Annotated in this window: 13 protein-coding genes; 10 read left to right on the top strand and 3 right to left on the bottom strand. The window is 67.3% G+C overall.

Annotation, left to right across the window (positions count from 1 at the left end):
- Position 1 precedes the first annotated feature (1 nt).
- Entirely contained in the window at positions 2 to 1,186 is a 1,185-nt protein-coding gene (locus CXY79_RS13680) for an ABC transporter substrate-binding protein (RefSeq protein ID WP_104102544.1), read from the bottom strand.
- A 175-nt stretch (positions 1,187 to 1,361) separates the two neighbouring features.
- Positions 1,362 to 2,282 (bottom strand): EamA family transporter, encoded by a 921-nt coding sequence (locus CXY79_RS13675; RefSeq protein WP_104102542.1) that lies wholly within the window; start codon positions 2,280 to 2,282, stop codon positions 1,362 to 1,364.
- Positions 2,283 to 2,352: 70 nt separating this feature from the next.
- On the opposite strand from CXY79_RS13675, the gene CXY79_RS13670 reads away from it, so the two are divergent.
- From CXY79_RS13670 to CXY79_RS15775, 10 genes are all read left to right on the top strand, one after another.
- Positions 2,353 to 3,021, top strand: coding sequence for a copper resistance CopC family protein (locus CXY79_RS13670; RefSeq protein WP_158250301.1), 669 nt, complete (start codon positions 2,353 to 2,355; stop codon positions 3,019 to 3,021).
- A 39-nt stretch (positions 3,022 to 3,060) separates the two neighbouring features.
- Positions 3,061 to 5,088 (top strand): DNA helicase RecQ, encoded by a 2,028-nt coding sequence (recQ, locus tag CXY79_RS13665; protein ID WP_233191498.1) that lies wholly within the window; start codon positions 3,061 to 3,063, stop codon positions 5,086 to 5,088.
- A 57-nt stretch (positions 5,089 to 5,145) separates the two neighbouring features.
- Positions 5,146 to 5,775, top strand: a complete 630-nt coding sequence (locus CXY79_RS13660) for a trans-aconitate 2-methyltransferase (RefSeq protein ID WP_104102537.1) — start codon at positions 5,146 to 5,148, stop codon at positions 5,773 to 5,775.
- A 267-nt stretch (positions 5,776 to 6,042) separates the two neighbouring features.
- Positions 6,043 to 8,220, top strand: coding sequence for an acyl-CoA dehydrogenase (locus CXY79_RS13655; protein WP_104102535.1), 2,178 nt, complete (start codon positions 6,043 to 6,045; stop codon positions 8,218 to 8,220).
- A 200-nt stretch (positions 8,221 to 8,420) separates the two neighbouring features.
- Positions 8,421 to 9,347 (top strand): ABC transporter ATP-binding protein, encoded by a 927-nt coding sequence (locus CXY79_RS13650; protein WP_104102532.1) that lies wholly within the window; start codon positions 8,421 to 8,423, stop codon positions 9,345 to 9,347.
- Between the two features lie 2 nt (positions 9,348 to 9,349).
- Positions 9,350 to 10,231, top strand: coding sequence for an ABC transporter permease (locus CXY79_RS13645; protein ID WP_104102530.1), 882 nt, complete (start codon positions 9,350 to 9,352; stop codon positions 10,229 to 10,231).
- A gap of 10 nt (positions 10,232 to 10,241) precedes the next feature.
- Positions 10,242 to 11,519 (top strand): sensor histidine kinase, encoded by a 1,278-nt coding sequence (locus tag CXY79_RS13640; RefSeq protein WP_233191497.1) that lies wholly within the window; start codon positions 10,242 to 10,244, stop codon positions 11,517 to 11,519.
- Complete coding sequence (locus CXY79_RS13635) at positions 11,516 to 12,187, top strand: response regulator transcription factor (RefSeq protein WP_104102527.1); 672 nt, start codon at positions 11,516 to 11,518, stop codon at positions 12,185 to 12,187. Before CXY79_RS13640 ends, CXY79_RS13635 begins: the two co-directional genes overlap by 4 nt.
- A 10-nt stretch (positions 12,188 to 12,197) precedes the next feature.
- A complete protein-coding gene (gene pip, locus CXY79_RS13630) occupies positions 12,198 to 13,154 on the top strand; it encodes a prolyl aminopeptidase (RefSeq protein ID WP_104102525.1) in 957 nt (318 codons plus the stop codon).
- A 235-nt stretch (positions 13,155 to 13,389) separates the two neighbouring features.
- Entirely contained in the window at positions 13,390 to 15,486 is a 2,097-nt protein-coding gene (locus CXY79_RS15775) for an endo-1,3-alpha-glucanase family glycosylhydrolase (RefSeq protein ID WP_146068150.1), read from the top strand.
- An 87-nt stretch (positions 15,487 to 15,573) separates the two neighbouring features.
- Here CXY79_RS15775 and CXY79_RS13610 read toward each other — a convergent pair whose 3' ends face one another.
- Entirely contained in the window at positions 15,574 to 17,028 is a 1,455-nt protein-coding gene (locus CXY79_RS13610) for a polysaccharide biosynthesis tyrosine autokinase (protein ID WP_158250300.1), read from the bottom strand.
- Between the last annotated feature and the right edge of the window lie 415 nt (positions 17,029 to 17,443).

Genomic DNA, 17,443 nt, shown 5'->3' with positions numbered 1-17,443 from the left:
ATCAGTCCTTGAGGAGGTTCCAGCGACCATCCTCGGCCTCAGCCAGGATGAGGGCGGTGGCGTCGAGGCCGGAGTGGTTCTTCGCGGTCATCTGGAAGACTCCGGAGATCCCAGTCCACTGGGCGCTCTCGAGTTCGCCGCGCAGGGCATCCGCGTCGGTGCCGGCGGCCTCGATCGCGTTGACGGCGATGTGCCAGGCGTCGAACGCGTGGCCCGCGAAACCGGACGGCTGCTCGCCGTAGGCCGCGTTGTAGTCCGCCTGGAACTGCTCGATGACCTCGCGCTGGGTGTTGTCGGCCGCCAGCTGGTCGGCGACGAGCAGGCGGCCCATCGGGGCGATGACGCCGTTGGCGGCGTCACCGGCGGCGTCGAAGAATGCCTGGTTCGAGATGCCGTGCGAGTGGTAGACCGGCTTGTTCACGCTGAGCTGCACATAGGCCTTCTGGGCCAGGCCGGCCGAGGGGTTGATGCCCCAGATGATGACGGCGTCAGAGTCCGAGCCGCGCACGTTAGTCATCTGCGGGGTGAAGTCGGTCGCGCTCGGCTCGAAGGCCTCCGTCATGACCAGGGTGATGCCGCGCTCGGCGCCGAGGTCTGTGATGTACTCCGCGACCCCTTCGCCGAAACCGCTCGCGTCGCGCACGAGGGCCAGCTTGGTGTATCCCTTCGCCTCGGCGTCGTCGAGGATGCGCTCGAGCACGACCACGTCGTTCTGCGCGGTCTTGAAGACCCACTTCGAGCCCTCGACGATGGCCACGTTGGCCGCGACGGAGATCATCGGGATCTTCGCGGCTTCCGCGATGGGGCGCATGGCCAGGCTGGGCCCGGTGCGTGAGGCACCGATGATGATGTCGACCTTGTCGCTCTCGATCAGCTTGCTCGTGGCCTTGGCCGCGCCGTCCTCGGTCGACTGATTGTCGATGATGGTGAGCTCGACGTCGCGGCCGTCGATGCCGCCGTCGTCGTTGAGCTGCTTGGCCAGCATTGTGAGCGTGTTCTGCTCCGGCACGCCGAGGCTGGCGCCGACGCCGGTGACGTCGAGAACCGCGCCGATCTTGATCGGGCCGGCCTCCGCTGCAGGGTCGTCCTTGGCCGTTCCCCCCAGGTTCGAGGTGCTGCATCCGGCCAGCACAAGGGCTGTGATAACGGCAATCGGCGCGATGAAACGCAGACGAGACTTCTTCATTGGAATCTCCTTCAGAGGAACAGATAATTAGTGACCGACCAGTCGTTCACTAATTCAGGTGTGGGCCTGACAGTACCGTGGCATCGCCGCGCGCGGCAAGGGTCCCGAGGCAGTCGTTCGTAACGAGTGGGTGACGGTGTCGGCGGTGAAAGGATGCCAGTCGGCGCCCGGTCCGTCAGGCCAGCGCGAGCATCCCAGCCGCGCCGAGGGCGAGCGCGAGGCCCAACCACTGCACCGGCGCGATCCGTTCCCGGAGCACCACGGCGGCGAGCAGGATCGTGCCGGCCGGGTACATTGCCGTGAGTACGCTCATCACGCTGAGGTCCCCGGCGCGCATGCCGAGCAGCAGCAACACATTGGCCACGACGTCGATCACGCCGCAGGCCACGGCCAGCCGCAGCCCGATGGTGAGCGTCGAGCGGGGCTGCGGCGCGGCATCCGTCACCGGTCTGAACGAGCCCGTCATCGGCGCGGTCGTCACCAGTGAACGTCGCCGCCGCAACGCGAGCAGGGCGAGCAGCCCGACCACGGAGAACATGATCGCCGCATTAACCGCGCGGTTCATCACCAGCGGCACGAGCCCGCTGTCCGCCGGGGTCAGGTCGATCATCACCATGAAGGCGCCGATCATCGTGCCGGAGCCGAGGGCCATCAGCACGCCGAGCAGGCTCGGCCGCACGGCGCCGCGCTCGGGCACGAAACCCACGAGCACCACCGCCACGAGCGCCAGGCCGAGCGCCCAGTAGCCGATCGGGGCGAGGCGGTCGCCGCCTGCCAGCCCCACCGTCATCGGCACGACCGCCGACACCACGGCCGTGAGCGGCGAGAGGATGCTCATCGGCCCGATCGCGAGGCAGGTGTAGAGCAGCGAGATCGCGATTGCGCCGCTGACTCCGGACAATCCGCCCCACAGCACGGCCGACGGCGACCAGACCCCCACCACAAACGGTAGGGCGAGCAGCAGGGCCACGAGCCCGGATGCCGCGGCGACGGCCGTCACGAGCAGGGAACTCATGCGCTTGGCGGCGAGCCCGCCAAGGAAGTCGGCACTCCCGAAGATGAGTGCGCCGGTGAGGCCGAAGACCGCGGTAAGCATAGAAAACGAGCTTAGCGAGTGGCCGGTATCCTAAGACCCCCAACTGTGTGAGGCGGGAAGACAGATCGCTGTGAAACGAGGGAACAGGGCGCGGCAGTGGGCAGCGCTCGCGCTGGGCGCCGCCGTGGTGGCCGCGCCGCCGTGGTGGTCCGCCGCCCCGGCGTCGGCCCACGACTCCGTGGGCGGGTCCTCCCCGGCAGCGGGGGCCGTCGTGACTGAACAGCCTTCGCTGTTCACCGTGACGACGAACGACGCCCTGCTTGACCTCGGCGGCGGGGGAGCGGGCAGCGGGATGCTCATCAGCGGGCCCGCGCGTGTGGCCACGCCTCTCTACTACGGTGACGGCTGTATCAGCCTGCTCGGCCCGACCGTCGAGACCAAGGCCCAGCTGGGCCAGCCGGGCGAGTACACGGTGACCTGGCAGGTGGTCTCGACCGACGGGCATCCGGTGTCCGGCGACTTCACCTTCACCTGGCAACCGGCCGCCGACCAGGCATTGGCTGAAGGGTCCCCGGCCAAGCCGGTCTGCGCCGAGACCGCGGACGCCGCCGCGGATGCTGCTTTCCCGGATTCCACCGACACAAGCACCGTCGCCCTCGCCGAAGCCCCCCTCGTCGCCGTCTGGATCGCCGCCGCCCTCGGTGCCGTCCTCCTCGCTGTGGCTGGAACCCTCCTCGCCATCCGCCGACGCGCGCCTCGCCCACCGAATCAGCCCGAGCAGCCTGACCAGCCCGCGTAGCCGACCCGCACCATCGGAGGGCGCAGGTAGAGTTGCCGGGTGAGTTGGAACGCCGAAATACCGTGGAATCCTGACGAGTTCGAACCACCCGACGAATTCGACGCCCCGCCACCGCCCGACGGCTATGCCGGCGGAGCCAGGGAGTGGGAACCGGCCCCGGGCCTGGCGGGCCCGGCAGGCCGCGCTCGTGCCGGCGCATCCGCCCTTCGCGTACCCGCAACCCCGCCCCGCCGCGCCACCGCGAAGTTCGCGACGGCCGGCGAGGCCCTGCGCACGGTCTTCGGCTACGACTCCTTCCGCGGCGAGCAGGCCGCCATCATCGACCAGGTCATCAACGGCAACGACGCCGTCGTGCTGATGCCCACCGGTGGCGGTAAGAGCCTGTGCTATCAGATCCCCTCGCTCGTGCGGGAGGGCACCGGCATCGTCATCTCGCCGCTGATCGCCCTCATGCAAGACCAGGTCGACGCGCTCACCGCCGTGGGCGTGCGCGCCGCGTTCCTCAACTCCAGCCAGGACTCCGCCGCTCGGGGCACGGTCGAGCGTGACTACCTCGCCGGCAACCTCGATCTGCTCTACGTCGCCCCCGAGCGACTCTCCTCCGAGGCCACCAAGCGTTTCCTCGACCGCGGTACCATCGCCCTCTTCGCCATCGACGAGGCCCACTGCGTGTCGCAGTGGGGGCACGACTTCCGGCCCGACTACCTGGCCCTGTCCGACCTGGCCGACCGCTGGCCCGATGTTCCCCGCATCGCTCTCACCGCCACGGCCACCGACGCCACCCATAAAGAGATCACCACCCGGCTACAGATGGGCGATGCCCGGCACTTCGTCGCCAGCTTCGACCGGCCCAACATCCAATACCGCATCGTCGGCAAGGCCGAGCCGCGCAAGCAGCTCCTGGCCTTCATCAAGGCCGAGCACCCCACGGATGCCGGCATCGTCTATGCCCTCAGTCGCAAGACCGTCGAGGCGACCGCCGAATTTCTGCGCCAGAACGGGCTCAACGCGCTGCCCTACCACGCGGGCCTCGACCAGGGGTTGCGCGCCCGCACCCAGTCCCGGTTCCTCCGTGAGGAGGGCGTCATCATCGTCGCCACGATCGCGTTCGGCATGGGCATTGACAAACCGGATGTGCGTTTCGTCGCCCACATCGACCTGCCCAAGTCCGTCGAGGGCTACTACCAGGAGACCGGCCGCGCGGGCCGCGACGGCTTGCCCTCCACCGGCTGGCTCACCTATGGCCTGCAAGACGTCGTGCAGCAGCGCCGCATGATCGACGAGTCGCCCGGCGACCTCGGCCACCGGCGCAAGCTCTCCGCCCACCTCGACGCCATGCTCGCGCTCTGCGAGACCGTCACCTGCCGCCGGGTCAACCTGCTGCGCTACTTCGGCCAGTCCAGCGAGCCGTGCGGCAACTGCGACACCTGCCTCGAACCCCCCGTCGGCTGGGACGGCACCGTCCCCGCCCAGAAACTGCTCTCCACCGTGGTGCGCCTGCTGCGCGAGCGCAATCAGCGCTTCGGCGCCGGGCAGCTCATCGACATCCTGCGCGGCAAGGTGACCCCGCGCACCACTCAGCACAGCCACGACCAGCTGGCCACCTGGGGCATCGGTGCCGACCTCAGCGACCAGCAGTGGCGCGGCGTCGTGCGGCAGCTCCTCGCCCAGGGTTTCCTGGCCACCTCCGGCGAATACGGCACCCTGGTGCTGACGGATGCCGCCGCGGAGGTCCTCGCTGGCCGCCGCACAGTGGAGCTCCGCACCGAGCCCGAACGGGCCGCCCGCCCCGCGGCCGGGGCCCGCAAGAGCGCCGCGAAGGCGGCCGCGGCCGATCTCAGCCCCGAGCAGGAGACCCTGTTCGCGGCGCTGCGGGTCTGGCGCTCCGCCCAGTCCAAAGAGCAGGGCGTGCCGGCCTACATCATCTTCGGCGACGCAACCCTGCTGGCGATCGCCGCGACGAAGCCGGCCACCCTGGCCGACCTCGACGGCATCTCCGGCGTCGGTGCCAAGAAGCTCGACGCCTACGGCGCCGCCCTCCTCGAGGTCGTGTCCGCCGGAACCTGACGCCTCCCGTCCCGGACCCAACCCGCGGCATCCCGCAGGACCGGGTAGAACTGAGTCATGGACTGGACCGAGTACTTCAACGCTCAGGCCGCTCGCCCGCCGCGTGCGGTGCTGCTCCGTGCCCTCGACCTCTGCGCCGACGCGCCACCCGCCCCACCCGGCACTGCGATCGACTTGGGCTGCGGTGCGGGCACCGAGACCCGGCACCTGCTCGCCGCCGGCTGGACCGTACACGCGTTCGACGCCGACCCGGGCTCCGAGGCCAGGGTCCGGACGGGCCTTCGCGCTGCGGAGCAGTCCCGCCTGGTCTTTCACCGGTCCCGCTTCGAGGATCTCCCCGAGTTGCCCGCCGCAGACCTCGTCTATGCGGGGTTTTCCCTGCCCTTCTGCGACCCCGCGGTGTTCCCCGACCTGTGGGCGGGCATCCGCGCGGCGCTGAAGCCCGGCGCCTGGTTCGCCGGAGAATTCTTCGGCCCCCACGATGAATGGGCCGGCCGCGCAGACATGAACTTTCATGATCGCGGCCAGGTCGAGGCGCTCCTGGCCGGTCTGCACGTCGTCGGCCTCGTCGAAGACGACCGCCCCGGTCAGTCCGCATTCGGCCCTCGCCACTGGCACCTCTTCCACGTCACCGCCCGCACCCCGACGACCTGTGCCCCAACGAATTCGACGGAGATTTTGAGCTAAAGCCACGTTTTGGGCTTGTTTTAGGGCTTCTAGGGCAAAATCTCCGTCGAATTCGTTAGGAGCGGCTGGGCCGTCGCTCCGGCAGAGGTGGTGCCCCGTTTGTGGGTAACGGTGCCGTCAGACCCTTTACCGCTGTGGAAACCTACAAGACGAAGGCCGGGCGGAGCATCCTTCGTTGTAGGCCCGTCACGCACTATTTCCCCGCTTCGCGAGAGCCGCCTAACGTGTAAGAAAATTTCGAGTTCGCGCGAAGACGAAGGACCAACGATGGTTGACACTGCTCAGCGCTCCAACAGCACTACCCCCGCCAAGACGGAGAAGATCCCCGCCAAGACGGACAAGAAGACGGACGCGACCCTGGCCACGACCGTCGCCGTCACGCCCCCCGTGGCGCCCGGCGTCGACACCGGCCCGGTCATGATCGCCGGCCAGACCGGTGCCCCCACGGTCAACATCGAGTCGCTGCACCGGCAGCTGCTCGGCACCTGGGCCGACGTGCGCCTGCGGGCGCGCGAGCTCACGGCCAAGCCCGAACTGCAGCGCATCGAGGGTCAATCCATGGCCGAGCACCGCGAACGCGTGCTGGGCCAGCTCCTGATCCTGGCCGAGAACGGGCACGTGCACCGCGCGTTCCCGACGCACCTGGGCGGCGCCGACGACCACGGCGGAAACATCGCCGGGTTCGAGGAACTCGTCACCGCCGACCCCAGCCTGCAGATCAAGGCGGGCGTGCAGTGGGGTCTGTTCGGCGCGGCCGTGCTGCACCTCGGCACCAAGAAGCACCACGACGCCTACCTGCCGGGCATCATGACCATGCAGGTCCCGGGCGTCTTCGCGATGACCGAGACCGGACACGGCTCGGATGTCGCGGCCATCGGCACGACTTCGACCTACGACCCTGCCACGCAGGAATTCGTTATCGACACCCCGTTCCGCGCGGCGTGGAAGGACTACCTCGGAAACGCCGCGAAAGACGGCATCGCCGCCGTTCTCTTCGCCCAGCTGATCACGGCAGGCGTCAACCATGGAGTGCACGCATTCTGGGTGCCGATCCGCGACGAGTCCGGGGATTTCCTCCCCGGCATCGGTGGCGAGGACGACGGCCTCAAGGGCGGCCTCAACGGCATCGACAACGGGCGGCTCCACTTCGACGGGGTGCGCATTCCCCGCGAAAACCTGCTCAACCGCTACGGCGACGTCGCCGAGGACGGGACCTACACCAGCCCGATCTCCAGCCCCGGCCGCCGCTTTTTCACCATGCTCGGCACCCTCGTGCAGGGCCGCGTCTCGCTCGACGGCGCCGCCACCCAGGCTTCGGCGATGGCCCTCACGATCGCCATCACCTACGGCAGCCAGCGCCGCCAGTTCAACGCCGGTAGCGACACCGACGAGGAGGTCATCCTCGACTACCAGCGCCACCAGCGCCGTCTGCTGCCGCGCCTGGCCACGACCTACGCGCACACGTTCGCCCACGACGAGTTCCTGGTCAAGTTCGATCAGGTCTTCAGCGGCCAGGCCGACACGGATGCCGACCGGCAAGACCTCGAAACCCTCGCCGCCGCCCTCAAGCCGCTCTCGACCTGGCACGCTCTCGACACCCTGCAGGAGGCCCGCGAAGCCTGCGGCGGCGCCGGATTCCTCGCCGAGAACCGGCTGGTCGGCCTGCGCGCCGACCTGGACGTCTTCGCCACCTTCGAGGGCGACAACAACGTGCTCCTGCAGCTCGTCGCGAAGCGTCTGCTCACCGACTACAGCCGCAAGTTCGCCTCAGCCGGCCCGGGCGTGCTCGCCCGCTACGTCGTGCAGCAAGCTGCCGGCCGCGCCTACCACGGTACCGGGCTCCGCACCCTGGGCCAGGCGGTCTCCGACTTCGGCTCCACCGCTCGCTCCGTGGGCCACCTCCGCGACACCACGGTGCAGCGGGAGCTGCTCACCGACCGGGTCGAAACCATGATCGCCGAGATCGCGGGCAAGCTCCGCTCGGCCGGCAAGCTGGCACCGAAGGATGCCGCGGCCCTCTTCAACGCCAACCAGGACCAGCTGATCGAGGCGGCCCGTTCGCACGGCGAGCTGCTGCAGTGGGAGGCGTTCACCCGGGCGGTCGAGACCGCCGAAGACGCCGGCACGAAGCAGGTTCTGACCTGGCTGCGCGACCTGTTCGGCCTCGGCCTGGTGGAGAAGCACCTGGCCTGGTACCTGATCCACGGGCGCCTGTCGGCCAAGCGGGCACAGTCGGTCACGGCCTACATCGACCGCATCATCGCCCGGCTCCGCCCCCACTCCGTCGACCTGGTCGACGCCTTCGGTTACAGCCAGGACCACCTCCGGTCGGCAATCGCCAGCGGTGCCGAGCAGGAGCGCCAGAACGAGGCCAGGGACTACTACCAAACCCAGCGTGCCAACGGCACCGCTCCCCGCGCCGAGAAGACTCCCGCCAAGAGGTAGCCCCGATCCGGTGGAGAGTGCCCGTTCCGCCGGCCGCTCTCTACCGGAACGGGCACCCTCGTGTCGTACCCAGGTACGAGGCCGGCGGGCGCACAAGCGTCCGCTGGGCCGATGCGTGCAGCATCCGTCCCCCGTAGCGTCGATGACGGGCCGATTTCACACGGTGAGACCGGCCCCACCGATGTACAACGAGGAGACGGATGATTCAGGCACAGTCCCTGACCAAACGGCACGGCGGCAAGACCGCGGTCGACGCGATCGACTTCACCGTGCAGCCCGGCAAGGTGACCGGCCTGCTGGGTCCGAACGGCGCCGGCAAGAGCACCATCATGCGCATGATCGTCGGACTGGACCGGCCGACCGCCGGATCGGTCAAGGTCAACGGCAAGCATTACAGCGAGCACCGGGCGCCGCTGTGCGAGGTGGGCGTGCTGCTCGACGCGAGGGCCGTGCACACCGGCCGCTCGGCCCGCAACCACCTGCTGGCCCTGGCGGCCACCCACGGCATCCCGGCCGCCCGGGTCGACGAGGTGATCGAGCTCACCGGGATTGGAGCCGTCGCCCGCACGCGCGTCGGCGGCTTCTCCCTCGGCATGGGCCAGCGCCTCGGCATCGCAGCGGCGCTGCTCGGCGACCCTGCGGTGCTGATTCTCGACGAGCCCGTCAACGGGCTCGACCCCGAGGGCGTGCAGTGGGTGCGCCAGCTGATGCGGTACCTCGCCGCGGAGGGCCGAACCGTGCTGCTGTCCTCGCACATGATGAGCGAAATGGCTCTCACGGCCGACCACCTGATCATGCTGGGCCGGGGAAAGGTGATCGTGAATGCCCCGGTCTCCGAGATTATCGGCATGGCCGGCACGCACCGGGTGCGCGTGCGCACCCCTCAGTCCGCCCAGCTTGCGGCCCTGCTCGCCCAGCCCGACGTCACCGTCACCACCGGAGAGCCGGACCTGCTCGAGGTAGCCGGTATTTCGGCCGGTGACATCGGCGAACAGGCCGCCGCCGCGGGCATCGTGCTGCACGAGCTGACCGGCGTGAGCGCGTCACTGGAAGAGGCTTACCTGGCCCTGACCCAAGACGAGGTGGAGTACCGCGCCAGCGGCTCCGCGCAACTGCAGGAGGCATGACGATGACCGAGACAACCGCGACCAAGACGCCCGCGCCCGCTGCTTCCTCCTCCCCGGCCGCGGACGGCACCGTGCCCGGCGCCGCATCCGCTGTGCACGGCCTGAGCGCGGCGGGCCTGCTGCGGTCGGAGTGGATCAAGCTGCGCAGCGTGCGCTCGACGGCCTGGTCGTACGCCCTGCTCGTACTGGTTTCGCTCGCCCTCGCGGCGGTCATGTCCTCGACGCTCGACCTGCAGGGTGCGGACGCCTCGATGATCCCCGCGGCCGACCAGGCGACTTTCATCGCCCAGACCGCGACATTCGGGGTGTTCTTCGGCCAACTCATCGTGGCCGTCCTCGGCGCGCTGACCATCAGCGGCGAATACTCCACCGGTATGATTCGGTCCACGTTGACAGCGGTGCCGCGCCGGCTGCCCGCCCTTGCGGCGAAGGCCGCCGTGCTGTTCGTCACGACCTTCGTGGTTGGGCTGGCCGCCAACCTCGGTTCCTATCTGGTGGCGTCGCTGGTGCTTTCCCGGCAGGGCTTGGGCGTCAGCTTCGCGGATCCAGCCGTGTTCCTGCCGGTACTCGGCGGTGCGCTCTACCTGGCCCTGATCGCGGTCTTCGCCCTCGGCATCGGCACCATCGTGCGCAGCGGGGCCGGCGGCATCGCGGTCGTGCTCGGCATCGTGCTGTTGCTCCCGATGGTGTTCCAGGTGATCGCTGCCCCGTGGGCCGCCGCGGTGCTGCCGTATCTGGTGTCGAACGCGGGCATCAACATGTTCGGGTTGATGTCGTTCAGCCCGGTGCCGATCGAATGGTGGGTCAACCTGCTGGTGGTGCTCGGCTGGCTCGCGGTCAGCTTGGTCGGTGCCGCTGTGGTGTTGAAGCGGAGGGACGCGTAAAGTCCTCTGAATGACCGAATCACTCCTCGCCCTCGGCCGGCCGCTTGTGCCGACCGAGGGCGAACTTCGTCTGCCGACACCGCCGGGGGTGGCCGGGCGGTTCTGGTCGCGGCATCCGTGGCTCAGCGATGCGCTGGTCGCGAGCGCCTATTTCGTGCCGATGGCCGTCGTTTTCCTGATCGACCTGACACGGCAGGCCGGGCCCGGCCTGCCGCCGCAGGCCCTCATCGCCGCCGCGGTGGTAATGGTCATCACGGCCGCACTGCTGGTCCGGCGGCATGCCCCGCTTCTCGTGCTCGGGGTGACCTGCGCAGGACTGGTCGTCGCGTTCCCCGGCCAGGGCGACACCCTGCCCGTGCTGATCGCGCTCTACACTGCCGCGGTCTACCGTGGCGTGCGAAGCGCCTGGTTCGGCCTCGCCGTGGCGATCGGCATCGGCGCCCTAGGTGCTTTTCCGGGCGCGAGCAGCTACGCATCCTGGCTTGCGGTCGCCTCCCAATCCGCGGTCCTCATGCTCGCGGCCACCCTGATCGGTGTCACGGTCGGCGATCGCAAGCGTTATGTGGCCGCGCTGGTCGAACTGGCCGCACAGCTGGCCCGAGAGCGCGACCAGCAGGCCCAGCTCGCCCGCATCACCGAACGCGGGCGCATCGCCCGGGAAATGCACGACATCATCGCGCACAGCCTCTCGGTCATGGTCGCGCTCGCCGACGGCGCCGACGCGCTGCTCGTCAAAGACCCGGAACGTTCGCGCGCTGCGCTGCGCGAGGTGGCCCGGACCGGCCGCGGCTCGATGTCCGAGATGCGCCGGCTGCTCGGCGTGCTGAGTGAGGGTCCTCAGGAGCAGGGCGACCCCGAGGGGACGGATATCCCCCTCCGGCCCCAACCCGGCGCCGACCAGCTCGTCGACCTGGTCGAATCGTTCCACGCCGCCGGACTGCCCGCCCGGCTGGAACTCACCGGGCGCATTCCCGGGAGCCAGGGTCTGCAGTTGACGGTCTACCGGATCGTGCAGGAATCGCTGACCAACGCGCTGCGGTATTCGGCGCATCCGACCGCGGTGACCGTGCGACTGATCCGGGTACCGGGGCGGCTCGAGGTGGTCATCGCCGACGACGGCCGGAACGCGTCGGCCACATTGCCGTCGTCGGCTGCCGGGCGGGGCATCATCGGGCTGCGCGAGCGCGTCGCGCTCTACGACGGCACCCTCGTGGCCGGGTGCCGTCCCGGCGGCGGCTGGCAGGTGCGCGCGACGATGACGGTCGACGAGACGGGGGAACGGGCATGACGCCGATCCGGATTTTGCTCGTCGACGACCAGGCGCTGCTGCGCACGGGCTTCCGGATGGTGCTCGAGGCCGAGGACGATTTCACCGTGGTGGCCGAGGCCGGCGACGGCGCCGAGGCGATCGCACTCGCCACCGACCTGCATCCCGACGTCATCCTGATGGATGTGCGGATGCCCGGAATCGACGGCATCGACGCCACACGGCGGATCACCGCCGCGTGCCCCGACAGCCGGATCATCATTCTCACCACTTTCGACCTCGACGAGTACGCGTTCGGTGGCCTCCGCGCGGGCGCGCGCGGGTTCCTGCTGAAAGACGCCCAGCCCGCTGAACTCACCGCGGCAATCCGGGCCGTGGCCTCGGGCGACGCCTCCGTTTCGGCGCGGGTGACCCGGCGCATGCTGGACCTGTTCGGAGCGAAGCTTCCGGGGGCAGATCGGGAGGCCGACGGTACCGAAGCGGATGCCGACGCCGGCCGACTCGGCCTGCTCACCGAGCGGGAGCGAGAGGTCTTCTTCGCGGTCGCGGAGGGTCTGTCGAACCCGGAGCTCGCCGAACGTTTCTTCCTGTCCGAGTCCACCGTCAAGAGCCACGTCGGACGCATCCTGGCCAAGCTTGAGCTGCGTGACCGAGTGCAGGTCGTCATTCTGGCCCACCGGCTCGAATAGGCTCGGGGGTATGCGCACCTTCTACCCCGAGATCGAACCCTACGAAACCGGACTCCTCGAGGTCGGTGACGGGCAGACCATCTACTGGGAGGCATCCGGCAACCCCGACGGCAAGCCGGCCGTCTACCTGCACGGAGGGCCGGGCGGCGGATCGAGCCCGAAGCAACGCCGCGTCTTCGACCCGAAGAAGTACCGCATCATCCTTTTCGACCAGCGTGGCTGCGGTCAGAGCACGCCGCACGCGAGCGCGGCGGACGCCGACCTCACCACCAACACCACCTGGCACCTCGTGTCCGACCTCGAGAAACTGCGCGAGCACCTCGGGATCGAGCGTTGGCTGGTCTGCGGCGGGTCCTGGGGCAGCACCCTCAGCCTCGCGTACGCCGAGACACACCCGGACCGGGTCACCGAACTCGTGTTGCGGGGCATTTTCACGCTGCGCCCGATGGAACTCGACTGGTTCTACGAGGGCGGCGCGTCGGCGATCTACCCGGACCTCTGGGAGAGCTTCATCGCCCCGGTTCCGGTGGAGGAGCGCGGCCACCTGATCAAGGCCTATAAGCGCCTGCTGCACGACCCCGACCAGTACGTGCGCGAGCGGGCCGGCGTGGCCTGGTCCACCTGGGAGTCCTCGACCATCACGCTGCTGCAGCAACCCGACACGATCGCGCGTTTCACCGAGCCGGCGTTCGCGGTGGCCTTCGCCCGGATCGAGAACCATTACTTCACCAACTCGGGCTGGTTCGAGCCGAACCAGCTGATCCGCGACGCGGACCGGCTGAAAGACATTCCCGGCGTCATCGTGCAGGGCCGCTATGACATGTGCACCCCCGCGTTCACCGCCTGGGAGCTGCACCAGAACTGGCCGGAGGCCGATTTCAGGCTGATCCCGGATGCCGGTCACTCCTTCGACGAGCCGGGCAACCTGGACGCGATCATCGAGGCGACGGACCGCTTCGCGGCCTGAGGCCGGCCGGGAGAATCCCGGCGACAGCAGGCCCAGACCGGTCGGACGGCGGTCCTGAATATGTGCTCGCTCCCGTCGAAATAATCCCTGCCGGTGGTCTGTCCAGGCCCTTGACACTCTCGTCTTATTTGGTAATCGCACTACCCTTCGATAGCATTCGAATATTGCTCAGGTGGCCCCTCTTCGGGGGTCACATTCCTCGCGCTCTCGATCGCGCACAATCTTGAGATGTTGTATGTCTGCTCTTTATGCTGCCCAAAAATCCCCGATCAAATTCCTGAACCGGCACCCCAATGGCAAGCCACGTCTCGCCAAGCTATGGCAACTCACGGCCGTCCTTGCGGCGACAGTGCTGGCCCTATCGGCTTTCGTTCCGTTGCCCGCGTCGGCGGTGACCTCTCCCCAGGCTGTCGCCGCTGCCCCGATCGCAGTGAAAGCGGGGGAGGCCACCTGGACCACTATCCGCGAACCCAGCACACCCCAGAACGCCACGCCGTACGTCAGCGCCACGTCGCTGGCTGACAAGACCTTCCTCAAATTCGACACGGCACAGTACACGGGCATGAGCGTCGTGTCGGCGACATTGGACTTGAAAGTCGCCAGCACCACCTCTACCGCACCTGGCGTGCAGGTCTATCCGGTCTCCTCGGACTGGAGCGCGTCGTCTCTGACTGAGTCGAACCGCCCGGCCCACATCGACACGGAACTGAGTGGGGCATCGGTTCGGGCTCTGACCGGACAGACAATTTCTGTGCCGCTCTCGGGTCTGAACGGTACAGCGTTGTCCGGGTCGACTGCGTTCGAGGTGCGCTTCGCCCAGAAGTTTGTGAGCACCTCGTTCGTAGGCAAAGGGGAGGCGCGCCCCACGCTGAAGCTCGTCCTCGCGGCAACCGGCTCGGCGACCGGCGCGGCGACCGGCTCGGCGACTGGCTCGGCCACCGGCTCGGCGACCGGCTCGGCCACCGGCTCGGCGACCGGATCCGACAACCTGTCATTCGCGGTTCCCGGGTCGAACACCACCGGCAAAAAGGTCTTTGCACACTACTTTCCGCCGTACCCCATCTCCATCGAGAACAAGGCACCCGCATCGGATTACTATGCGATCAACTACCTCACCTCGCAGGGCGAGGGAGGCATCCACGCCAACTACGGCGGATTGCTGCGCGACCGCCCTGAGGCTCGCGCTCCGCGTTCGGGGGATTGGAAACTCACTGATATGAAAGAGGAAGTCACCGACGCGGCAGATGCCGGTATCGATGGCTTCACCGTCGACATCATGAGTCTGTCCGGCCTCAACTGGGAGCGAACACTCGATTTGGTGCAGGGCGCGGAGCAGTCCGGCAGAAACTTCACCATTGTCCCGAACCTGGATATGACGGCCAGCGCCGGAAAGGCCAGCATCGCGACCATCGCGGCGAAACTTGCCGAATTATACAAGTCCCCGGCCACCTATCGTCTGAGTACAGGCGAATTCGTTCTCTCCTCCTTCGCCGCCGAGCGTCAGAACGCGGTCTGGTGGGGGCAGTTGAAGTCGACGTTGGCTTCGCAGTATGGAATCAAGACGGCGTTCATCGCCGTATTCCTTAATGCCAGTGACGAGAACCTGAAGAGTTTTGCACCGATCAGTTATGCGTTGAGCAACTGGGGAACCCGGACGCCGGTGACCATCGAGAACGGTCCCGACTACGCGGCGAAGGCACGAGCACTCGGCGTGAAGTGGATGTCTCCCGTTGCCGTCCAGGACGTCCGGCCCCGAAGCTACCTCTATGACGAAGCCGGCAATACGGAAACCCTGAAGGCGTCCTGGAAACGGGCGCTGTCGAACGGTTCTGAATTGGTGCAACTGGTCACGTGGAACGACTACTCCGAGGGGACGTCGTTTGCTCCTTCGGCAGCGCACGGCGAGGCCTTCCTGGATATCAACGCGTACTACCTGAGCCAGTTCAAGAAGGGCTCGGCGCCGGCTATCGTCAACGACTCGATCTACTTGACGCACCGGATTCAGCCCTATGCAGCGACGCCGACCACGCCGCAGCAGCTCATGTCGCCCACGTTGAGCGGAACAGCCATGAAGCCTCGGGATACCGTCGGAGTGCTCACATTCCTCACGGCACCGGCGACGGTCACGGTCTCAATCGGAGGAAAAAAGACATCGTTCGAGGCGCCGGCAGGAGAATCAAGCAGGACGTTCCCGCTGGCGCTGGGCACGGTCGGTGCGAGTGCAGACCGGAACGGGGCGCAGATCGCCGCGGTCACCTCTCCGTACACAGTCGTTGCGCGCCCTATCGTGCAAGATCTGCAGTATTACGCCGCAAGCAGCAGGACCCAGTAACCAGGATCACCGGAACATAGCCGGGTGCTGCCGAACTGCCTGCGGGTCGGCAGCACCCTTTTGTGTCGAGTAGATCGTGTGACATCGCTACCGTTTGCGGAGTGCGACTTCTTCCTCGTGGCTGCGGACGGGTTGTTCCTGACGTGACGGCTCCTGCTCCGCCGCCGTGTGCGGCATGTAATACCTGCCTCGATTTCGACCGAGAAGCCGAGCGGGTGCCAGGTTCAGGATCGCGCCGAGCACCGGAGTCCCTGCCGTTTTGAGGCTCTCGACGGCTTTCCGGAGTTCCCGCGTTTCGACCTTTCCCGACCCGACGACGAGAACTGCCCCGCCGAAATACCTTCCGAGGATAGCTGCGTCAGTCACGGGCAGGAGAGGCGGGCAGTCGATGACGACGACGTTGAACCGGTCGCGCAGCGAGGCGAAAACCTGTTGGGCGTGTGTGGAGGAAAGCAGTTCGCTCGGGTTCGGGGGAACCTGCCCTGACAACAGGATCTGGAGGCCGTCCGGACCCCAGGGTTGGAGGACATCATCCACGTCGGCGTCGTGGGCCAGAATAGTCGAAAGACCGACCGATCCCTCGAGGTCGAAATAGTCGGCCAGGGACGGTCTCCGCAGGTCCGCTTCGACCAGACACACCAGGCTGCCGGAGGCCGCGAGTGTGATGGCGAGATTCGCCGCCGTGACGGATTTTCCTTCGCCGGGAATGGACGAGGTGACGACGAACACCTTGTGGCGCTCATTCGCCTGGAGGAAATGCAGGTTCGTTCTGACCTGCTTGAATTCCTCGGCCCGAATGGGGCTGAAGCCTCGTTGCGGGACCAGCGGGTTGTTGACACTCCCGCGGTCGTACACAATCGTCCCGAGAAGTGTCAGACCGAACTGCCTGAGCTGTTCCGCGGTTCTCACTTTTGCGCTCGTCAGCTCCCGCAGGAGAATGAAGCCGAGCCCGGCAACGAAGCCGCCCAGCAATCCGGATGCCAGTGCGATCGACGGGCTGGGGGCGGAAGGCGCGGTGGGTGTCGTCGCACTCTGCACGGACTCGAGGCGTAGTGGTGTAGTGCCGTCGCTCCTTTTCGGGACCAGACGGATCACCGTATTGACCAGACTCGTCGCCACCGCGTCGGCAGTGGCGGCGGCGCGGTCCGGCGAGGTATCCGTGACAGCGATCGAAATGAGAGACGTGTTCAGTGGCACCGAGGCAGATACCCGATCACCAAGTTCACCGACAGTGGTTTTCAATCCAAGCGCGGTTATCACAGGGTCCAAGACGATCTGGCGGGTCGCCATGATGCTGTAATTGCGGGCCTGCTGTTGTGAATAATTGCTGCCCTGCGCGAGGTCACTGGTGCTATCGCTACCGATTGCCGAAACGAATAACTCTGCTTCCGCGGAGTACTCAGGCTCGGTGGTCAGCACGTAGACCGAAGCGGCGATGACGCCAAGAATGGTGAATGTGACGAGCGCAACCCATCGAGATCGCAAGAGGTTCCAGAATCCACGTTGATCCACGCGTTCGCCCTTCACCGTGTCGAGCGGCACCGGATTGACCAGCCAATACTGAGACTCTATCAAGAACCTCATTATCACAGCGACCCACGTAGGGGGGGCATATGCGTGCCACTATGAGCACATGATAGCCCGACGTCTCATGCGGCCTCGGTGGTGGAAATTTCTCGTCGTCGCCGTGCTTTTCGTGGGTGCCATCGGGCTTGCACTCCTCGCGCTGCAACCGGTCGGCACGGAAGACGCAGGAGCGCCGAAAGACCCATACCCCACCATCACCGCCGTTCCACGTGCTCCTACGGCCGTGTTCCTCGGTGGGGCATCAACCTCGGGAGCCGGAGTCAGCGGCCAGGCCACCCGTTGGTCGACTGGGCTCGCTGCAGACAAGGGCTGGCAAGAGGTCAATCTCGCGACAAAAGAAGGTGACATCGCGTTTGGAGTCACACCCGGA

The organism is Cryobacterium sp. M96, assembly GCF_002929845.1.
GTDB lineage: Bacteria > Actinomycetota > Actinomycetes > Actinomycetales > Microbacteriaceae > Cryobacterium > Cryobacterium sandaracinum.
This window is presented reverse-complemented; position numbering and strand designations above follow the sequence as displayed.